The sequence below is a fragment of the Microbacterium aurantiacum genome (genome assembly GCF_002872075.1).
Taxonomy (GTDB): domain Bacteria; phylum Actinomycetota; class Actinomycetes; order Actinomycetales; family Microbacteriaceae; genus Microbacterium; species Microbacterium aurantiacum_A.
In genome coordinates this window covers 222216-242703 of sequence record NZ_PGGU01000029.1, presented here as the reverse complement: position 1 = coordinate 242703, position 20488 = coordinate 222216, and the positions used below count along the sequence as shown (strand labels likewise).

The window sequence follows — 20488 nt, the reverse complement described above, 5'->3', positions numbered from 1 at the left end:
CCCGCAGGCCGTTCGAGGGGAGTGAACGTCCCCACGCGCGCCTCGACGGCTCGCGCGGCGGCCAGGGCGATGTGATCGCCGTTGCGCGGGGCGATCAGCTGCACCCCAGAGGGGATGCCGTCGACGTCGAGCCCCGTCGGCACCGCGACGGACGGCAGGCCGAGGAAGTTGACCGTCACCAGCAGGCGGTGATCGCGCCAGAGCTGCGTGGTCGCCTCGGGGCCGGACAGGTCGTACCCGATCGTCGGCATGCGCCGCGCTGAGACGGGCCCCAGCACGATCGGGAACTCGGCGTGGAATCTCTCCCACGCGGCTGAGATCAGCAGGCGCTGACCCCATGCCGCCGCGTAGTCCCCGACGGACTCGAAGATCTCGGTCTCATCGGCGTTGTCGAGGAAGTACCGCGTCGCGTCGTCGCCGAGGGGGGCCGGTCGGCCACCCGGCAGGAACGTCCCGACGAGCTCCGTGACCGAGAGCCGGCGCCACAGCAGTGCGGCCTCCTCGATCATCGGCGCCTCGGCGTCCACGACCTCCCAGCCCTCGGCGGCGAGCGCATCGGCGGCCAGCGCGATCGCGTCGGCGACTTCCGGGTCGACCCCCCAGCCGAGCGGATCGCGCGTGACGGCGACGCGCCGCGGGCCGTCATAGCCGGACGGATGCGGGATCGAGGCGGCCGTCGGATCCATCCCGTCTGCGCCGTGCATGATCGAGAACGCGGCGTCGAGGTCGTCGACGTGTCGCGCGATCGGTCCGTTCACGGCGAAGAACTGCTCGGTCAGGGGCCATGGCTGGATGGGAGCCGATGCCGGAACCCGGCCCGCCGTCGGACGCAGCGCACAGATCCCCGCGGCGTATGCGGGCAGCCGCAAGGATCCGCCGTAGTCGTTGCCCAGCCCGAGCACGGCCATACCGGTCGCGACGGCGACGCTGTCGCCACCGCTGGAGCCGCCAGGGACCCGATCGCGGTCCCAGGGGTTGTAGGTGCGCCCGAAGAGCTCGTTGTCCGTGTCCCAGCGCAGGCCGGTGTCGGGCATGTTGCCTCGACCGACGGGAATCGCGCCGGCCTCGAGCATCCGCCTGACCATCGTCGCATCTGAGTCCGGGATCGCGTCCGCGAGGAAGGCCCATCCCTCGGTCGATGCCGACCAGGTCATGTCGATGTTCTCCTTGATGGAGATCGGCACACCGGCGAGTTCCCCGACGTCTTCGCCGTCGGCGATCCGCCGGTCGATCAGGTCGGCGAGCGCGCGGGCGCGCTCCGGGAACACGACGGTGAGCGCCCCGAGGGAGCCGTTGAGTTCGGCGATGCGGTCGAGGTGCGCATCGATCACCTCGCGCGCGGTGACATCGCGGCCACGGACGAGACGGGCGATCTCTCGGGCGCTCAGTGTCCAGAGTGCGCGTCGGGTATCGGTCATGGTGTGCCTCCTGTGGAGTCGGGAGTGGACGGAAGGGGTGCGGATTCGGCAAGGGCGAGGGTGAAGGCCGTGCCCCCGGGAACGGAGTCGACGAGTGTCTGCGTGTACTCGGATGCGGGATGCGAGAACACCGATCCCACCGGCCCCGCTTCGACGACATCGCCGTTCAGCAGGACGATCACGTCGTCGCAGATCTGGCTCACGACCGCGAGGTTGTGGGAGATGAAGAGCACCGTGAGCTGCAGTTCCTCTCGAAGCCGCGCGAGCAGAACGAGGATCTCGGCCTGTGTGGACACGTCCAGGGCTGAGGTGATCTCGTCGGCGATGACGACGTCGGGATCGGTGGCGAGGGCGCGAGCGATCGCGATGCGCTGGCGTTGACCACCCGAGAATTCGTGCGGATACCGTCCGATCGCCGCGTCATCCAGCGCCACCATCGCCAGCGCCGAGGAGATCTGCTGCCGATGCCGACCGACACGACCCAGTACCGGGTCGATCGCCTCGGCGAGCGTCTGACCGATCGTCCGGCGAGGATCCAACGACGAGTACGGGTTCTGCGGAATGAGTTGGATTCGCCTTCGCACCGACCGGCGGGTACCGCGGTCGGCGCCGACGAGCTCGGTGCCGGCGAAGCGGATCGATCCTTCATCGGCCTGGTGGATGCCGATGATGGTCTTGGCGATCGTCGATTTGCCCGACCCCGACTCGCCGACCAGAGCCACGGTCGAGCCGCGTTGGAGGGACAGGTCGATGCCGTTGAGGATCCTGGTCGCCCTGCGCCCATGGCCCAGGGTGACCTCGAGCCCACGCACCTCGAGGATCGGGTCTGTGGTCGGGGTCGTCATGAGACCTCCTGGGAGAGGGAAGGGAGCGTCGAGGCGACGGCGAGTGTCGGAGTCGCGTCGAGCAGCGCTCGGGTGTAGGGGTGGTGGACGTCGCGAGCCGCCAGCTGGGCGCCGGTGAGGCGTTCGACGATCTCTCCCTGGCGCATGACGAGCACCCGGTCGCAGAGCGCCTCGACGACGCCGATGTCGTGTGAGATGAAGAGGATGGCGGTGCCTTCGCTCTTGTTGATGCGCTTGAGATGGCGCAGCACCTCGGCTTGCACGGTGACGTCCAGCGCGGTGGTCGGCTCGTCGGCGATGATGAGCCGCGGGCTGGTCACGAGCGAGGATGCGATGATCGCCCGCTGCAGCATCCCTCCCGAAAGCTGGAACGGATGCTGCCCCATCCGTTCCTCCGGGTTCCTGATCCGCATGCGACGCAGTGCCTCCACGAGCGTCTCGGTCGCCTTTCGGCGCGACATCCCGAGATGCACGCGTGCGACCTCGGTGAGTTGCACGCCGAGGCGGAGCGCCGGGTTGAAGGTCGAGCCGGGATCCTGATAGACCAGCCCGATCTCCTTCGCCAGACGACTCTGCTGCCGGTTCGACCGGAGATCGAGGTCGCCCAGCCTCATCAGTCCCACGTCGACCGCGACGCTGTCGGGCTGCAGGCGCGCCAGGCTCATCGCCGTCATCGACTTGCCCGACCCTGATTCGCCGACCAGGCCGACGATCTCGCCGGGCGAGATGTCGAAGTCGATGCCCTTCACGAGCTCGCTGCCGTTCGCTGCCGTGACCTTCAGGTCGCGGACCTCGACGAGCGCGGCGGGCGTGAGGGACGCGACGGGCACCGCGCGTCGAGCCTGGCGGCGGGCGCGGGGCTGACGCCCCCACGGATCGATGCGCGCCGCCAGCCCGTCTCCGGTGAGCATGGCGGCACCGCCTGCGAAGATCAGCATCGCCGAGGGGGCGATGACCAGCATGGGCTGCGAGTAGATCGCCGGCAGCCCCTCGTTGAGCAGCCGACCCCAGTCGTAGTCGGGGCTCTGCACACCGAGCCCTACGAAGGACAGGCTCGAGATGTCCAGCAGCGAGAGCGCGAAGCTCGACGCGATGAGCACGAGGAGCGGTCCGCCGATGTTGGGCAGCAGATGCCGGATGAAGAGCATCGGACCGGGCACGCCCAGGAGTCGTGCTGTTCCGACGAAGTCCTTGTGGGCGACCGAGGCGGTCATGTTCGAGGTGATGCGGGCGAAGCCGGGGATGCCGGCGATGCCGATCGCGATGATCGCGGACGACGTCGCCGGGCCGAGGATCGCGGCGATCACGAGCGCCAGGATGATCGACGGGAACGCGACCGTGGAATCGATGATCCGCAGCACCGAGTCCCGCAGCCATTTCGGTGCGAGCCAGATGAGAGCCCCGATGAGAACGCCGGCGACGACGGCGATCGCGGTGGCTGCGGAGGCCATCACCAGGGTCAACCGGGTGGCCACCAGAGCTCGCGCCAGGATGTCGCGCCCCAACTCGTCTGTCCCGAACCAGTGTTCGGCGGACGGAGCCGCCCGGGTGTCGGAAGTCAGGGTGTTGGCCGCACCGCTCAGGAAGATCGGGGCGAGGATCGCGGTGAGCGCCAGGATGCCCAGCATGACGAGGCCGGCGATCAGAGGGACCGGGACGTAGCGGCGGTGGTCAGTCATTGGTCGGCCCACCCAGGGTTCGGGGGTCGATGAGACCCAGGAGGACGTCGATCACCAGGTTGATGACGATGGCGATGGTGCCGATCGTCAGGACGATGCCCTGGATGACCGGATAGTCGCGATAGATGATGGCCTGCACGACCTCCATGCCGAGGCCCGGCAGGCTGAAGACGCTTTCGATGATCACCGCACCTCCAAGCAGTCCGGCCAGGATGAGACCGGTGAGCGTGAGCGTGGACGCCATCAGGTTCGGCAGCGCATGTCTCAGGTACAGCCGAGCGGATCGGACACGGCGACCACGCGCCGTGCGGATGTAGTCCTGCTGCAAAACCTCGAACGTCTCCTGACGCACGACCCGCGCGACGGCGAACGTCGGTCCGATCGCGAGGGCGACGATGGGGAGGACGAAGGCGCCGGCGGCGGAGGCGCCGCCGGCGGGCAGCACCCGGAGCCAGATCGCGAAGACGATCACCAGGAGGGTCGCCGCCACATAGGCGGGGAAGGATGCGAAGAACCCGGCGACCACGCCGAATCCGGTGGCGAGGCCGGATCGGCGACCGCCGCGGGTGAGGACGCCGATGAGCATGCCCATCGGAATCGCGACGATCACCACGACGGCGATCGAGCCGAAGGCCAGCGTCGCCGTGTACGGAAGCTTCGTCGCGATCGTCTCCGTGACCGGGGTGGAGTATCGGAAGCTCTCCCCCAGGTCGAAGGTGGCAAGTCCCTGCACATAGAGACCGAACTGATTCCACAACGGCAGGTCGAGATGAAGCCGTTCGCGCACCGTCGCGATCGCCGCGGGAGTGGCGTCCGGTCCGAGGATCGCGAGCGCAGGGTCACCGGGGATCAGCGGCACGATCAGGAACGTGAGGACGGCCAGCAGCACCAGCGAGAGGACGAGCCCACCCAGCCGGCGCAGAGCGAAACTGCCCCAGGAGTTCTGTGCGCGACGGCGGCGGATGACGATCGCCGTCGTATCTGTGCGCGTCGACAACTCTGTGCGCGTCGACAGCTCTGCGCCGGACACAGGGTCAGTCCGCGATCCGGAAGATCGGATCGTCGAGCGATCCGCCGAGCATCTGCACCGTGAACCCTGGCCGCTGCACGTAGATGAAGGCGTCGTTGATGAGCGGCAGCACGTCGACGTTCTCGACCAGCGCATTCACCGCGCTGTTGAGGGAGGCGCAGCGCTCCTCTTCGGACGCTGCCGTGAGGGCGGCCGCGTACGCCTCTTCCGCAGCAGTGTTCGAGGCCGCGCCGATGTTCCCGCCGCCGTCCCCGATCGACGGTCCGACGAAGCTTCCCAGAGGGCTCGTGAGCGAGCCCAGGAAATTGAGGTCGGCGAACATGGTGAGGTCCCATCCGTCCGGCTCCCCGAAGACGGTGGCGATCCAGGTGCCGACGTCGGTGTTCTCGATCGTGACCTCGGCGCCGGCCGCACGGAGCGCCTCGGCGATGTACTCGTTGCCGGCACCGGCAGGGCCTGCGATGGTGGGACCGATGAAGCGGATGCTGAGCCCGCTGAGTGCGGCTGTCGCAGCCTCGACATCCTGATCCGGGACAGCGGTCGTCGCCTCGGCGACGCACGGCGTCAGATTCGATGCGAGCGAGGTGGCGATCTCACCCGTTCCGAGAGACGACACCTCTTCGAACATCGCACGATCGATGGCCTGAGCGACCCCGAGACGCAGAGCAGGGTCGGCGAAGAGGCTGCTGGGACGTTCGTTGAACATCAGGTAGAAGTCCGAGAAGCGATTGATCGCGACCTCGTATCCGTCCATGGCGTCGAACCGCTCGATCGTCTGCGCCTGGATCTTGCCGATGTCCAGCTGACCGCTGATCACGAGGTTCGCCGTCGCCGTCGAGTCCGGCGACACCACGTACTCCAGCGTTTTTGCCGGGGTGCCGTTCACCGTGGTCGTCCATTCCGGCCACGCGTCGTAGTCCTCGCGGAGCGTGAACCGGTACTTCACGCCAGGCTCGAAGGACTCCAGCGTGTACGGACCCGACTCGCTTCCCTTCACCGTCCCGGCAGCGAGACCCTCGGGGTCTGCGAGACCGGCGGGGCAGACGATGCCGGTGGACGAGATGCTGAGCCCCGTCATCAGATCGGGCCACGGCGCGCCGAGATCGATCGTGACGGTGCCCGCGCTGTCGTCGGCCGCTATCGTCGGCGGTGTGCCGCCGAAGACCTGACCTGCGGTGGTCGAAGGGCTGTCGGGACGTGCGAAGTACTCGAGCGAATCCTTGACGACCGTCGGCGTGATCGCCGTCCCGTCGGCGCAGGTCGCTCCTTCCCGGATGATGAGCACAGCCTGCGTGGGCGTGGCCGTCCATTCGCTCGCGAGTCCGGGGACGAGCCCGCTCTCGTCGCGTCGAACGAGCGTGTCGTAGCTCGTGCGGGCGAGCAGATTGTCCGGAAGGGAGAGCGTCAGGCTGGGATCGAACGTCGCCGGGACGTCGATCGTCGTGCGGATCGTGTCGGTGGCGACGGATTCCGCGCCTCCGCCTGCGGCGCACGATGTCGTCGTCAGGGCGACGGCGGCGGTGAGTGCTGCCGCGGTCATGAGGGTGTGTCGTCGGTGGGACATGCTGTGCCTCTCGGTGGATGTGATGCTGCTCCGAGCGCGGAGCGGCGGGTCAGGCCTGTACTTCGAAGATGTCGATCGTCGTGTCGTTCTCGTTCGCCGTGCCACGCCCGATGAAGACGGAGCGCGTGAGCCATTGCAGATCGGGAGCCGTGGTGCGGAATCGGGGTGTCGACTGGAAGTACCCCATCGCCTCACCGGATTCACCGGGAAGGTGGCGCACCAGGCCGACGTTCACGACGTCGATGATCTGCCCGTCGGCAGTTCGCACGAGGTATCGAGCCTCGACCTCGTACGCGTCGTCGGCTCGCGTGAGACACCAGTCACCCCCGCCGGGAAGGACCGTGCCGGCGACGTCGCCCTCGACGGTTCCACCGGTGATGGGGATGAACTCCAGCAGTTCTGCGTCTCTCCTCTGCAGAGGAAGGTACGATCCGACTTCAGCGACGATCCGGAACGCGAACCGGAGCGCCGGGGCGGTAGAGGAGTTCATCGTGGGTCCGATCTCGAATCGCATCGTTGCGTGTTGAGTCGAGTATGGGGATAGTTAAAGCTATAGTCAATGCCATTCACTAAAATGGAACGTCGGGGAAACCCGCCGGGAACATCGACGATGGTGAATCGCATCGTCGGCGGAGGGATGAACAGTGAGTCCAGAAGTGCACAAGCGACGCAAGCGCGGGTCCCTCTCGCGAGAGGAGATCGTGGCTGCGGCGCTGCGGATCATGGACGCCGAGGGCGAGCCCGCTCTCACCTTCGCCCGGCTGGGCGAGGAGCTGAAGGCGTCTCCGACCGCGGTCTACCGCCACTTCGCAGGTCGTCACGACGTGCTCAAGGCCCTGGCGGACCACCTCGACGGACTGTCGATCGAGGGATACGAGCCCACCGATGAGTGGCGCATCGACCTCGAGAACCTGGCGTGGCGCGCCTGGCGCACCGCGAATGCGCACCCCGCAGCGGCCGCGACATCCTTCCCACTCGTGACGAACGGCCTGAACGAGCTGCGCGCCGTCGAGTGGGTGCTGCGGGCGATCCATATGGCGGGACTGCGCGGACCGGAGGCCGTCATCCAGTATCAGGTCTATTCGAACCTCGTCCTCGGTTCCGCCAGCGCCCAGGGCGCGAGACTCAGCGCACCCGACAGCGGCGAAGCAGAAGAAGGCTGGGTCCAGGTCTACGCACCGAAGAACCCCGCCCAGTTCCCCTATGCCGAAGCGGCGAAGTCCCAACTGGCACTCGTCAACGCCGAAGAAGTCTTCGCGAAGCAGGTGGAGATGTACCTGGACGCGCTCGCCATCCGCGAGTCTCGCCGCTGAATCCCGCACACCCGCTCTCGGAACTCGGGACCGCTCCGGAGGTCACAGCACCTTCGACAGGAACTGTCTGGTCCGTTCCTGTCGCGGCTCGGTGAACACCTGCGAGGGCGTACCGCTCTCGATGATCCGGCCGGCATCCATGACGGCAACGCGGTCGGCGACCTCACGCGTGAATCCCATCTCGTGGCTGACGATGATCATCGTCATGCCCGCCAGCGCCAGGTCCTTCATGACCGCGAGCACCTCGCCGACCATCTCCGGATCCAACGCGCTCGTCGGCTCGTCGAAGAGCATCAGGGCCGGCCGCATCGCGAGAGCTCGGGCGATCGCAACGCGTTGCTGCTGTCCACCGGAGAGCGAACGCGGCCGGACATCGGCCTTCTCGGCGAGCCCGACCCGGCCGAGCAGCTCGCGCGCGTATGCGACCGCCTCCGCCTTCTTCTCGTGCTTGACGTTGACGGGGGAGTTCCAGATGTTCTCCAGCACGGTCATGTGCGGGAACAGATTGAAGTGCTGGAACACGAATCCGATGTCGGAACGCTGACGCGCCAGGTTGCGGGCGGAGAGTTCCAGGAGGCGGCCACCGCGACCCTCACGGGCGCCGAGTCGCTCGCCGTTGATGAATATCTCTCCGGAATCGATGTCCTCCAGCCTGTTGAGCGTGCGGAGGAACGTCGTCTTTCCCGCCCCGGAAGGGCCGACGAGCACCACGACCTCGCCCGCCTCGACCTCGAGGTCGACGTCGGTGAGGATGCGTCGGTCGCCGAACGACTTCGTGACCTTCTCGGCGCGGACGATCGGTCCCGCCGGGACCGTGCTGACAGGGGTGGTGAAAGTACTGGTCATGGGAATCCTCACGCGGCTTCGACGGGCTGCGACTGCAGTACGGGTGTGCTGGTGACCGTCCGGCGCTGGGGGCGCAAGCCGAAGAGCCGCTTCCACACGGATTCTGCGGGCGGCAGTCCCGCACGGGCGTTGAGCACGTTCTCGATCCACGTCTGCACGATCGTCCAGACGGTGGTGAGAGCAAGGTAGTAGAGCGCGACCACGAGGTAGATCTCGAACACCTTGAAGGTGGCCGCGCTCATCGTGGCGCCGGCCTGGAACATCTCGGCGACACCGATGACGGAGAGAACGGAGGTCTGCTTCATGAGCCCGTTGAACGAGTTGCCCAGCGGCGGAACCATCACGCGGATCGCCTGAGGCACGATGATCCGCCTCATCGAAGACGACGGAGTCATGCCCAACGACAGAGCGGCCTCGTTCTGACCGCGATCCACCGACTCCAAGCCGGAGCGGACGATCTCGGAGATGTAGGCGCTCTCGTTCAGCATCAGCCCGACGACCGCGGCCTGGACCGCGCCCTTGATCAATGCACCGGCGATGTCCTGATCATCGAAACGGAAGAGTCCGATCGCGGCGAAGCCGGTGTACAGGATGACCAGCTGAACCAGCAGCGGGGTGCCGCGGATCACCCAGATGTAGAAGCTGGAGAACAGCCGGAACACGATGAAGCGACTGCGTCCGAGCAGGGCGATGCACAACCCGAGGATGAGCGCCAGGACCATGGCTGTCACCGAGATGATCACCGTCAGCGCGACACCGCTGAGGAACCGCGGGCTGGGCGCGAGCAGGCTCTCCCAGAAGTATGACCAGTCGAAGTTCATGGGATCTCCCTTTCAGGAGGGCGCGGCGGCGTTGCCGCGCCCTCAGCGATGGTCAGGATGTGGCGTTCGCGATGTCGAGGGACTCGAAGCCCCACGTCTCGAGGATGCCCTGGTACGTGCCGTCTTCCTGCAGCGCCGCAAAGGCGTCCGCGAGCGCGTCATGCAGCGCCGTGTTCGCCTTCAACGACGCAGCTCCGATCTTGATCTCTCCGACCGGTTCGCCCACGGGGATCAGCTGGCCGTCGGACTGCTTCGAGAAGTACGCCGCCCCTTCGGCCGTGTCGAGGTAGACATCCTGCTGTCCGGCGATCACCTGCTGCAGTGCATCGGAGGCCTTGTCTGTGAGGGTGATGGTGATCGCTTCCTTGCCATCCGACGTGCATTTCGCGGACTGCTCGTCGAGCAGGCCGGCTCCGGTGGCGCCGTTGATGCCGATCGCCTTCGTGCCGCACAGGCTCTCATCGAACCCGGTGACGTCAGCGGGATTGTCTTCCGCCACGACGATTCCCGACCCCGAAAGGAGATAGGGCACGAAGCTCGCGATCTCCTCGCGCTCGGGCTTGATGTACAACGACGAGATGATCGTGTCGCACTGCTTGGCCTGAAGTGCGGGGATCAGCCCGGCGAAGGAGTACTCGCTGAACGCGATGTCCAGGTCCATCTTCTTCGCCATGTCCTTCGCGAGATCGACTTCCACACCGACGGGTGTGCCGTCGGCTTCCGCGAACACGTTCGGCGGCGCCTCCAGGTTGACGCAGACGGTGAGGGTGCCCGCTTTCAGAAGGCCGAGATCCTCACCCTCGCCACCATCGGACGACGGGGAGCTGCCGGACGAACCGGCGCAACCGGCCAACAGGACCGCAAGTGCAGCAGCGCCGGCCAGAGCGGCGAATCGGGTGTGCGACATGTCGCTTCCTCTCTCATAAAGCACCGAGCGATGGATCGGCTGGGGTGAGTTTGACAGTTTGTAGGACTAACTGTCAAGCTGTCTTTATTCGATGTGGAAAGAGGACACTCATGGAATGGTCGACGCTGCGCCGCTCACCCGCGCTGTCCGTCCCCGATCGCCTATCGCTCGACATCGAGCGTGCGATCCTTGAGGGCGAGCTGAAACCAGGAGATCGGCTGCCCAACGAGCAGGCGCTCGCCGAACAGCTGGGAGTCTCCCGCGTGTCCATCCGTCAGGCGCTGCACGAGTTGGAGCAGCGCGGACTCATCGACCGCAAGCCCGGTCGAGGAACGACGGTGCGAGCCGCGTCGTTGCAATCGGGTACCGCCGCGCACTCACTCGCCGCGGTGCTCACGGCGATGACCGGCCGGGGGACGGAGCTCACACAGATCATGGAACTGCGCGCATTGATCGAGCCGCCGATCGCAGCGCTCGCCGCCGCACGGGTCACACCCCGTGACATCGAGCAGCTGCGCACTTTCATCTCCGATATGGAGAACGAGACCGACCTCGCGCGATACTCGGAACTCGACAGAGCGTTCCATCAAGCGATCTCGCAGTACACGCACAACCCCCTGATGGCACAGCTCACCGACCTGATCGCCACGCAGATCGCGCCGAGCCGGCGGCGCACACTGCAGACGCCGCAGCGCCGCCACACCTCCAACGACGGCCATCGCCTCATCTTCGCCGCCATCGAGAAGCAGGACAGCGCGATGGCGGAGGCTGCCGCTCGCGCTCACGTGGAAACGGTGTTCGAGCAGATCCTGCGCGCCGCGGCATCTGGTGAATCCCCCGCCGGGAAGAACGCATGAGCGGGGCGATCTCCTCGTCGCACTATCTCGCGACCGAGGCGGGCGAACGCGCTCTGCGCCGGGGCGGCACCGCCCTGGACGCGGCGTTGAGCGCTGCAGCGGCGCTCTGCGTCGTGTACCCGAACAACGTGGCCCTCGGCGGCGACCTCGTGGCCCTGGTGCGCGATCCGGCCGGGCGCATCCGCTTCGTCAACGCGACCGGGCGCGCACCGCGGGCTCAGGGTCTCGATGTCCTCCGGGCGCGGCATGGCGAGCGCCTGCCTTCGCGCGGCATCGACACCGTGACCGTCCCGGGCGGCGTCGCCGGCTGGGAGGCGCTGCACGCGATAGGCGCGCGCCTGCCGCTCACCGACCTGCTCGAACCCGCCCGTGCTCTGGCCGAGGCGGCACCCGTCTCGCGCTCCCTCGGAGCGGCCATCCGAGTCGATCATGACGCCCTCGCCGCCGATCCTGGCTGCGCGGCGATCTTCCTCCCCGAAGGTCGCCCCCTCCGCGAGAACGAGACACTGCGTCAGCCCGCGCTCGCCCGCACGCTCGCAGCGCTGCAGGAACACGGCCTCCGCGCGTTCTATCGCGGGCCGCTCGCCGAACGATGGGTGGCGGGGCTGCGAGCGCTGGGGTCCGCGATCGACGCGACCGATGTCTCCGAGTACCGGCCGACCGTCTCAGAGCCGCTGACTCGACGGGTGTTCGGTCTGGACGTTCACACGGGGCGCCCGAACTCACAGGGCTTCGCCTTCCTGCGCCACGCGATCGCACTGTCCGAGGCCGGGTGGCCGGACCCGCTCGGCGCCGACGCCGGCCTCCTCGCGCAGACGTTCTACGCGAGCAACGGCGTCCGACGAACCTGGCTCTCCGACCCTGACACCGCCCAGCACGACGCCGACGCGCTGGTGAGCATGACGGCCCCCGCCGCCGAGCACACGCGCGTCACCGCGCCGGCCAACGGCGACACGGTCGGCCTCGTCGCCGTCGATGACGAGGGCTGGGCGGTATCCCTCGTGCAATCGGTCTTCTGGGCGTTCGGCGCATGCGTGCTCGAGCCGGAGACCGGCATCCTGTTCCAGAACCGCGGTACGTCGTTCTCGCTGGACCCGGCGCATCCCGCCGCCTTCGGCCCCTCGCGCCGCCCGCCGCACACGCTCATGCCCGTGCTCGTCGAACGCGACGGCGCGCTGGCGTACGCGGGGGCGACCATGGGCGGCCAGGCCCAGGCCCAGATCCACACGCATCTGCTGCTGCACCTGCTCGCGGGCAGATCCGCGCTGGAGGCGACGTCGTCGCCGCGCTGGGTCGTCGGCATCCAGGACGACGGCGACGTCGAGGAAACCGTGACGGTCGAGGCCGACGTCCCCCGCACCGCGCGCGAGGCCATCTCAGCCAGCGGTCTTGCGATCCGCATCGTACCGCCGCGCGATGAAGCCCTCGGGCACAGCAATCTCATCGTGGCCACGGAGCACGGGTGGGATGCGGCGAGCGATCCGCGTTCGGACGGCTCGGCGATCGTGGTACCCGCCGTCGAGACCGGGACCATCCGATGACCCGCTCCTCGGCCGAGCGGACAGCCCCCGCAGCCGCGCCGCGCGCATCGCCGGGCGCACTGATCGTTCTCGGACTGATCGCGGGCTTCCTGTCGGGATTGTTCGGCATCGGTGGCGGCATCATCGTCGTGCCGGCACTCCTCATGCTCGGCTACGACCAGCGACGCGCGGCGGGCACCTCCATCGCGGCCATCCTCCCCACCTCCATCGTCGGCACGGTCGGCTACGCACTCACCGGGCATATCGACTGGATCGCGGGCATCGCTCTCGCCGTCGGCGTCATCGCCGGCGCACAGATCGGCAGCTACCTGTTGGCACGCCTCTCGCGTCCCGCGCTGTTCTGGTCGTTCCTCGTGTTCCTGGTCTTCTCCGCCGCGAGCCTGTGGCTCAACGTGCCTTCGCGCGACGACTCGATCGCGATCACCGTGTGGACAGCGCTCGCACTCGTGGGCGCGGGCATCATCACCGGCATCCTGGCGGGAGTCCTGGGTGTCGGCGGGGGCATCATCGTCGTCCCCGCGCTGATGTTCTTCTTCGGCGCGAGCGATCTCATCGCCAAAGGCACCTCGCTGTTCATGATGATCCCCGGCTCGATCTCGGCCACATTCGGCAACCTGCGACGCGGCAATGTCGACCTGCGTGGCGGAATGTTCCTGGGAATCGCCGCGTGTCTCGCCTCGCCGCTCGGCATCCTCACGGCGACATCCCTCACGCCGCTCTGGTCGAACATCGCCTTCTCCGCGTTGATCGCAGCCATCACTGTGCAACTCGTCGTGCGGAACCTGCGGCGGCGCTGAGCGCTCCCCCGCGTCAGGTGGCCGCCGTCCCCGTCGTCTCCGGGTGCCGCGCACGATCCCTCAGCTGACTCTCAGGGCGCGCGGAGGCGATCAGCATCCGCAGACCCAGCTCGAACGCACGAGTCGCAACGGGGTCGCGAGGATCCTCCTCCTGGAGAGTCGCGAAGGCCGCGGCGAACCGCGGGAACTGCGCCTCCTGCCCACTCGGGTCGAACACCACCGTCGGTCCCGACATGTCGAGAACGCTGCCGAGGATGAACGACTCGAATGCCGTCAGCAGTGGCAGGACGTCACGACTTTCCCAGCCCACCACCTCCGCGGCGACAGCGAAGTCCTCGTACTCCGCCAGGAGCACCGACGCCGACACCTTCGTGGTCATGAGCAGCGGGATCGTCCCGGAATGGCGTGCGAAAGCGCGGCGATACGAGCTCGCCCAGGCGTGCAATCCCTCTTCCCACGGCAGCTCGAGCAGAGGACGCGAGTCGATCAGCGCCGACACCAGCGCCCGCACGTCCTCGATCATCGCGGCCCGATTCGGCACGTGGTTGTACAGCGACGCCGGATTGACCCCCAGCTTCGCCGCCACACGTCGGATGCTCGCACCTTCGGTGCCCTCCCGGTCGATGAGAGCGAGGGCGGTGCGCGCGATGAGATCGCGACTCAGCAGTGGTTTCGATGGACGAGCGATGGGAGCCTCCTTCGGCTGTCATCAGCCTAAACGCGGCGACAGGCATTGTGGCGGATCTAGCGGTCATTAAACAAACGCTGTATGTTTTATCTCGCACCTGCATGAGGAGATGAATTGGACCACTCGAACTTCACCGTCGTCGAAGCCGACATCGCGCAGCTTCACGCCGCGATGGAGACCGGGCTGGTGACGAGCGTCGAGCTCGTCGCGCGCTACCTCAATCGCATCGCCTTCTACGATCGATCGGGAATCCGGTTGAACTCCGTCCCGGTGCTGAACCCCCGCGCGTTCGACGAAGCGCGAGCGTCCGATCTCCGTCGAGCCTCGGGAGAATCCCGCGGAGTACTCGACGGCGTCCCCTTCACCGCGAAGGACAGTTACGCAGTGGCGGGGCTGACCGTCGCCTCGGGGTCTCCGGCCTTCGCCGACCTCGTCGCGTCGGAAGACGCCTTCGCGATCGCGCGGCTGCGTGCGGCCGGGGCCGTGTTCCTCGGCCTCACCAATATGCCGCCGATGGCGGCGGGCGGAATGCAGCGCGGTGTCTATGGTCGCGCCGAGTCGCCCTACAACGGCGACTACCTGACCTCGGCGTTCGGCTCGGGTTCCTCCAACGGCTCAGGGACGGCGACCGCGGCCAGCTTCGGCGCCTTCGGGCTCGGCGAAGAGACGTGGTCCTCCGGTCGCGCTCCGGCGTCCAACAATGCACTCGTCGCCTACACGCCCTCGCGGGGCGTCATCTCGGTACGGGGGAACTGGCCGCTCGTGCCGACGATGGACGTCGTCGTGCCGCACACCCGCACGATGGCCGACATGAAGCTCGTCCTGGACGCGGTCGTCGCGGATGATGACGACTCGAAGGGCGATCTCTGGCGGCTGCAGCCGTGGATCCCCCTCCCGAAGCCGTCCGAGTTGCGCCCCGACTCCTTCGCCGATCTGGCGGATGCTCCGCTGGAGGGTCTCCGATTCGCGGTCCCGCGGATGTACATCAACGGTGACCCCCGGTCTGCACACCCGATCGACACGCGGAAGAGCGTGCTCGCTCTGTGGACGCGACTGCGGGCCGATCTCGAGGCCGCCGGCGCGGAGGTCGTGGAGACGGCGTTCCCCGCAGTGGACAACTACGAGAAGCTGCACGGCGGCGACCGCGACCTCGTCGAGCGCGGGTTCGTCAGCGAGCAGTTCCTTCACGACGAAGTGGGCGCACTGTCGATCTGGGCGATGGACAACTTCCTCCGGCAGAACGGCGATCCCACCCTCGACCGGCTGGCCGATGTCGACGCCTCGCGCATCTTCCCGCACCCTCGCGGCGCTCTGCAGGATCGCTACGGCGTTCTCCCGTTCGACATCGCCTACGACATCGCCGACTACGTCCCGCGGGCGGCGGAGCGCCGCATCGACTGGACGCATGTTCCGACCCTCGAAGAGGGACTGCGCGGCCTGGAGAAGGCGCGGCGCGTCGATCTCGAGGACTGGATGGACGCTGAAGGCTTCGACGCGGTGATCTTCCCGTCCGCCGCCGATGTCGGCCCCACCGACGCCGATGTGAACCCCGCGTCCGCGGAGATCGCGTGGCGGAACGGCGTCTGGGTCTCCAACGGCAACCTCGTCCCCCGTCATCTGGGCATCCCCACGTTCACGATTCCGATGGGGGTCATGGAGGACACCCGCATGCCGGTCGGGGCGACCATCGCCGGCCGCGCCCATGACGATGTCCGGCTGCTGCAGCTGGCATCCGCGGTCGAAGCCCTGCGCAGCAGACGGACCGCACCCGAGCGAACGCCCGCACTCGCGGCCGAGGCGCTCTTCGATCACGCCGCCCCGGCCGCGCCGGGGTCGATCGCCGTGCAGATCGAGACCGTGACCTTCGAAGACGCAGGGCGCGAGGGCGTCGTCCGTTTCACCGCGACACTCACCGGGGGACTCATCGACGAGTGCGCAGCGTATGTCGAGGGTGTATCCGTGCCGACGACACTGATCGGCGAGAGGATCACCGGGGAACTCGTCGTCGACCGGAATGCGTACGACCGGCGACACAGCGAGTGGCAGAACGCGTACGGACCCCTCGTCGTGGTCGTCGCCCGCAGCACCGACGGCGTGACCGTCGGCGACGTGGCCACGACGCCGCACTCCCCGCTCTGACCATCCCCTCGGAACGCGCGGTTCGCACGCGCATCCGACCGCCACAGACCTGAGAAGAGAGATCATGTCGCACGAGTTCTTCGACTACTTCGAACATGTCGAACTGCCCTCGCCGACCCTCGACGACGATGAGGTGCGACTGCTCTTCGCCGATGCCTTCGGGATCGAGGTGGAGGTGAAATCCCTCGGCAGCCAGCAGGACCAGAACTTCCGTGTCTTCGCGCACGGGTCATCCGATCCGCTGGGCGTGCTCAAGCTCAGCAACCCTGTCTTCATCGAGTCCGAGATCTCGATGCAGGATGAGGCGGCGGCGATCGTCGCCGACCGCGAGCCCACGCTCAGGGTTCCCCGAGTGGTGACCGGTCCGCGCGGACCGATGAGCACCTGGTGGAACACGTCACAGGGACGCATCCATGCCCGAGTGATCGAGAACATCGCCGGAAAGACGCTCATGGGATCGGGATATCTGTCACCGGCCGTCGTCGCGCGCATGGGAGAGCTGGCGGCGAAGGTCAGCCTGGCGCTCGCGGATTTCGAGCACGACGCGACCGGGCGCGTGCTGCAATGGGATCTTCGGCACGCCAGTCGGGTCATCGACACGCTGCTCCCCCTGGAGCCGGATACCGCCGTCCGCGACTTCGTCCGCATCGCGACGGATGACGCCCTCCAGGCCCTCGACCCCGTGGCGGAGTCGCTGCCGCTCCAGTCCGGTCATTTCGACATCACCGACGACAACGTGCTGCACCGCGAGGGTGATCCGCTGCCCGACGCCGTGATCGACTTCGGCGACGTGGTCCGTTCGTGGCGGGTGGCCGAGATCGCGGTGACGCTGTCGTCTCTGCTGCACCACGACGGCGCGACGCCGGCGACGACGCTTCCCGCGATCAGGGAGTTCCACGCCCGGCGTCCGCTCGATGAGAACGAGCTCGCAGCGCTGTGGCCGCTCGTCGTGCTCCGCGGCGCCGTGCTCGTGCTCAGCGGTCGGCAGCAGGTGCGCCTGGACGAGTCGAACACGTACGCGGATGTCGCGCTGGATCGCGAGATGCGGATCCTCCAGGTGGCGGCCTCCGTTCCTGCCCCCGTGATGACCCGAGCGATCCGTCATGCTCTGGGCGGCTCTCCCCGCCCGGACGAGACGTGGCCCGGCGTTCCGCTCCTCACGTTCGATCGGGCGATCGGGCTCGACGGCGGCACCGTGTCCCCTCTCAACGATGAGGGGAACTGGCTACGGCCCGACGCCCTCGAGACGGCGGCGCAGGACGCGCTCGGCACGGGCGCGGACGCGGTGTTCCTTCCGGCGTGGAGTGCCGTACTCACCGGCGCTTCAACACGCACGCCCGCTGCACCCGCGACGGTCCCGACCGGCCTCAGCCTCTGGCTTGCGAAGCCGTCGACGATCGGCGGCATCGGCGAGGTGACGCTGATCCGACCCGGCACGCTCGCCGTCGCGGTCGGCGGCGAGACGATCACGATCTCCGGGTTGCCTTCCTCCCCCGAGTCCCTCGATCTCCCCGCGGGTACGCGCCTGTTCGTGCAGCGGCACCGCGGCGCGGCATCCGTGGCTCCGGAACAGGTCACCGCCGACATGGCGGCCGGTTGGAGGTCTGTGCTGGGCGACCCCGGTCCCGCGTTCGGCCTCTCCGCAGGAGCCGCCGAGGACCGCGACGATGCCCTCGCCCGCAGAGAGTCCGTCCTCGCCGAGGTCCAGGAGCACTACTACACCCGGCCGCCGCAGATCGAGCGTGGGTGGCGCGAGTTCCTCATCGACGTCGACGGGCGCGTGTACCTCGACATGGTCAACAATGTCGCATCCGTCGGCCATGCACACCCGCGCCTGGCCGAGGCGGCCTATCGACAGCTGCGTCTGATCAACACGAACTCTCGGTTCCACTACCGGGCGATCGCCGACTACGCGGAGCGGATCGCCGCGACCCTTCCCGACGAGCTCGACACGGTGTTCCTCGTCAATTCGGGCTCCGAGGCGACCGACCTGGCGATTCGGATCGCACAGGCCTCGACCGGCCGGAAGGACATGGTCGCGATGCGTGAGGCGTACCACGGCTGGACGTTCGCCAGCGACGCGGTGTCCACCTCTGTGGCCGACAACCCTTCCGCGCTCACCACCCGACCGGAGTGGGTGCACACGGTCGATGCCGCGAACTCGTACCGCGGGACGCACCGGGGCGCCGACGCCGCGAAGTATGCGGTCGAGGCCGTCGACCTCATCGACGGCCTCGCCGCGGCCGGGAAACAGCCTGCCGGGATCATCTGCGAGACGTACTTCGGCAACGCAGGCGGCGTCGCTCTCCCCGACGGCTACCTGCGCCAGGTCTACGCGGCGATCCGCCGTCACGGGGGCATCGCGATCGCCGACGAGGTGCAGGTCGGATTCGGCCGACTCGGCGAGTGGTTCTGGGGATTCCAGCAGCAGGATGCCGTGCCGGACGTCGTCGCCGTCGCGAAGTCGATCGGAGCCGGCCAGCCCATCGGCGCGGTCATCACCCGCCGCGAGATCGCCGACCGCTATCGCACGCAGGGGTACTTCTTCTCCTCCACCGGCGGCTCTCCCGTCTCGTCCGTCATCGGACTCACGGTGCTCGACATCATCCGCGATGAGGGACTGCAGGAGAACGCCCGGCTGGTCGGGGCGCACCTGAAGGCCCGGCTCGAGGCGCTGGCCGACGAGCATCCGATCATCGGGGCCGTCCACGGGTCCGGGCTCTACCTCGGGCTCGAGTTCGTCCTCGACCGGGAGACCCTCGAGCCGGCGACCAGCGCCACCGCCGCCATCTGCGATCGCCTGCGCGAGCGGGGAGTCATCATGCAGCCGACGGGCGATCATCTCAACGTGTTCAAGATCAAACCACCGTTGTGCGTCACCCGCGAGTCCGTCGACTACTTCGCCGACGCCGTCGCGCATGTACTCGCGACGGGGTGGTGACCTCCCCTCCCGCTCCCCTCACCCCGACACGAGATCCGACCGAGAAAGAGGACCCCTCATGTGGCGCATGCCCGCAGAGACCGCAGAACACACCCGCACATGGATGGCCTTCCCGCGCGAGGGCTTCACGCTCGGCGACACCGCTGCCGCACGAGAAGAAGGGTATGCGGCCTGGACCGCGGTGGCCCACGCGATCATCGAGTTCGAACCCGTCACGATGGTGGTCGATCCGACCGAGATCGAGCGCGCCCGGCGGATGCTCGATCCATCCATCGAGATCCTCGAAGCGCCGGTCGATGAATTCTGGATGCGGGACATGGGACCCACGTTCGTCGTCGACGCCGACCGACCCGGTGTCCTCGGCGCCGTCGACTGGATCTTCAACGGCTGGGGGTCCCCGGCGTGGGCGGAATGGCAGAAGTCGGCCCATATCGCGCGGTTCGTGGGTGAATCCGTGGGTGCGGAGATCATCTCCTCGCTCCTGGTCGCCGAGGGCGGTGGTCTGCACGTCGACGGGACAGGAACGGTTCTGCTGACCGACACGGTGCAGCTCGATCCTCGGCGCAATCCGTTCGCCGACCGAGCGCGCGTCGAGACCGAGATGGCCCGCACGATCGGGGCCGATCAGGCGATCTGGCTCTCGCGCGGCCTCACACGCGACTACGACGACCTCGGCACGAACGGGCACGTCGACATCGTCGCGACGTTCACCGCGCCGGATCACGTCCTCCTGCACGATCAGCTCGACGCCGCGCACCCCGACGCCGAGGTCGTCAAGGTCCTCCGCGGCGAGCTCGAGAGCCAGTTCGCCGCCCTCGGGCGCTCCGTCGAGATCACCTCCCTGCCCGCGCCGTCGACGCTTCGCGACGAGAGCGGCTTCGTCGACTGGAGCTATGTGAATCACCTCGTCGTCAACGGCGGCGTCATCGCGTGCGGCTTCGGTGACGAGGCCGCCGATGCCCGCGCTCGCTCCATCCTGAGCGATGCGTATCCCGGTCGTACGGTCACGACCGTCGACGCCCGCCCGCTGTTCGACCGGGGCGGCGGCATCCACTGCATCACCCAGCAGCAACCTGCTCTGCCCGCCGTGGGCTGAGTTGTT

16 protein-coding genes and 1 pseudogene are annotated in these 20488 nt (G+C 67.8%); 7 read left to right on the top strand and 10 right to left on the bottom strand.

Translation table 11 applies throughout. The features are described from left to right. The 6 genes from CUR96_RS18090 to CUR96_RS18065 all read right to left on the bottom strand — a co-directional run. Positions 1-1418, bottom strand: a 1418-nt coding sequence (locus CUR96_RS18090) for an amidase (protein WP_102194714.1), incomplete at its 3' end; no start/stop codon positions are given. Continuing rightward, positions 1415-2263: an ABC transporter ATP-binding protein gene (locus CUR96_RS18085; protein WP_102194713.1), complete on the bottom strand. Its 849-nt coding sequence runs from the start codon at positions 2261-2263 to the stop codon at positions 1415-1417. The genes CUR96_RS18085 and CUR96_RS18090, both read right to left, overlap by 4 nt. Beyond that, the gene (locus tag CUR96_RS18080; protein WP_102194712.1) at positions 2260-3942 is read right to left on the bottom strand and encodes a dipeptide/oligopeptide/nickel ABC transporter permease/ATP-binding protein; all 1683 of its coding nucleotides are present in this window, start codon (positions 3940-3942) and stop codon (positions 2260-2262) included. Before CUR96_RS18080 ends, CUR96_RS18085 begins: the two co-directional genes overlap by 4 nt. Further along, positions 3935-4939 carry an ABC transporter permease gene (locus tag CUR96_RS18075; RefSeq protein WP_102194796.1) on the bottom strand — a complete coding sequence of 335 codons (1005 nt, stop codon included), beginning with the start codon at positions 4937-4939 and terminating at the stop codon, positions 3935-3937. Before CUR96_RS18075 ends, CUR96_RS18080 begins: the two co-directional genes overlap by 8 nt. Before the next feature lie 37 nt (positions 4940-4976). Next, positions 4977-6536, bottom strand: coding sequence for an ABC transporter substrate-binding protein (locus CUR96_RS18070; RefSeq protein ID WP_245861475.1), 1560 nt, complete (start codon positions 6534-6536; stop codon positions 4977-4979). Between the two features lie 49 nt (positions 6537-6585). Further along, a complete protein-coding gene (locus tag CUR96_RS18065) occupies positions 6586-7026 on the bottom strand; it encodes a DUF3237 family protein (RefSeq protein ID WP_219722021.1) in 441 nt (146 codons plus the stop codon). Between the two features lie 211 nt (positions 7027-7237). On the opposite strand from CUR96_RS18065, the gene CUR96_RS18060 reads away from it, so the two are divergent. Then, a complete protein-coding gene (locus CUR96_RS18060; RefSeq protein ID WP_102194795.1) occupies positions 7238-7849 on the top strand; it encodes a TetR/AcrR family transcriptional regulator C-terminal domain-containing protein in 612 nt (203 codons plus the stop codon). A gap of 42 nt (positions 7850-7891) precedes the next feature. On the opposite strand, the gene CUR96_RS18055 is transcribed toward CUR96_RS18060, so the two are convergent. The 3 genes from CUR96_RS18055 to CUR96_RS18045 are packed head-to-tail and all read right to left on the bottom strand — an operon-like array spanning position 7892 to position 10423. After that, positions 7892-8695: an amino acid ABC transporter ATP-binding protein gene (locus CUR96_RS18055; RefSeq protein ID WP_102194709.1), complete on the bottom strand. Its 804-nt coding sequence runs from the start codon at positions 8693-8695 to the stop codon at positions 7892-7894. Positions 8696-8703: 8 nt separating this feature from the next. Next, positions 8704-9516 carry an amino acid ABC transporter permease gene (locus CUR96_RS18050; RefSeq protein ID WP_102194708.1) on the bottom strand — a complete coding sequence of 271 codons (813 nt, stop codon included), beginning with the start codon at positions 9514-9516 and terminating at the stop codon, positions 8704-8706. Positions 9517-9568: 52 nt separating this feature from the next. Beyond that, a complete protein-coding gene (locus CUR96_RS18045) occupies positions 9569-10423 on the bottom strand; it encodes an ABC transporter substrate-binding protein (protein WP_102194707.1) in 855 nt (284 codons plus the stop codon). 110 nt (positions 10424-10533) lie between these two features. Between CUR96_RS18045 and CUR96_RS18040 the strand changes: the two genes are divergently transcribed. The 3 genes from CUR96_RS18040 to CUR96_RS18030 are packed head-to-tail and all read left to right on the top strand — an operon-like array spanning position 10534 to position 13618. Beyond that, the gene (locus CUR96_RS18040; RefSeq protein ID WP_102194706.1) at positions 10534-11280 is read left to right on the top strand and encodes a FadR/GntR family transcriptional regulator; all 747 of its coding nucleotides are present in this window, start codon (positions 10534-10536) and stop codon (positions 11278-11280) included. After that, positions 11277-12821, top strand: coding sequence for a gamma-glutamyltransferase family protein (locus tag CUR96_RS18035; RefSeq protein WP_102194705.1), 1545 nt, complete (start codon positions 11277-11279; stop codon positions 12819-12821). Before CUR96_RS18040 ends, CUR96_RS18035 begins: the two co-directional genes overlap by 4 nt. Next, positions 12818-13618 carry a sulfite exporter TauE/SafE family protein gene (locus tag CUR96_RS18030; RefSeq protein ID WP_102194704.1) on the top strand — a complete coding sequence of 267 codons (801 nt, stop codon included), beginning with the start codon at positions 12818-12820 and terminating at the stop codon, positions 13616-13618. Before CUR96_RS18035 ends, CUR96_RS18030 begins: the two co-directional genes overlap by 4 nt. A gap of 13 nt (positions 13619-13631) precedes the next feature. Here the strand turns inward: CUR96_RS18030 and CUR96_RS18720 are convergent, their stop codons facing one another. Beyond that, complete coding sequence (locus CUR96_RS18720) at positions 13632-14267, bottom strand: TetR family transcriptional regulator (RefSeq protein ID WP_281255081.1); 636 nt, start codon at positions 14265-14267, stop codon at positions 13632-13634. 153 nt (positions 14268-14420) lie between these two features. Here CUR96_RS18720 and CUR96_RS18020 point away from each other — a divergent pair. The 3 genes and pseudogenes from CUR96_RS18020 to CUR96_RS18010 form a co-directional block, all read left to right on the top strand. Continuing rightward, a pseudogene (locus CUR96_RS18020) lies at positions 14421-16094 on the top strand (amidase); the annotation flags it as partial. A 415-nt stretch (positions 16095-16509) separates the two neighbouring features. Next, the gene (locus tag CUR96_RS18015; RefSeq protein WP_102194702.1) at positions 16510-19386 is read left to right on the top strand and encodes an aminotransferase; all 2877 of its coding nucleotides are present in this window, start codon (positions 16510-16512) and stop codon (positions 19384-19386) included. 67 nt (positions 19387-19453) lie between these two features. Then, complete coding sequence (locus tag CUR96_RS18010) at positions 19454-20482, top strand: agmatine deiminase family protein (RefSeq protein WP_102194793.1); 1029 nt, start codon at positions 19454-19456, stop codon at positions 20480-20482. Positions 20483-20488 lie beyond the last annotated feature (6 nt).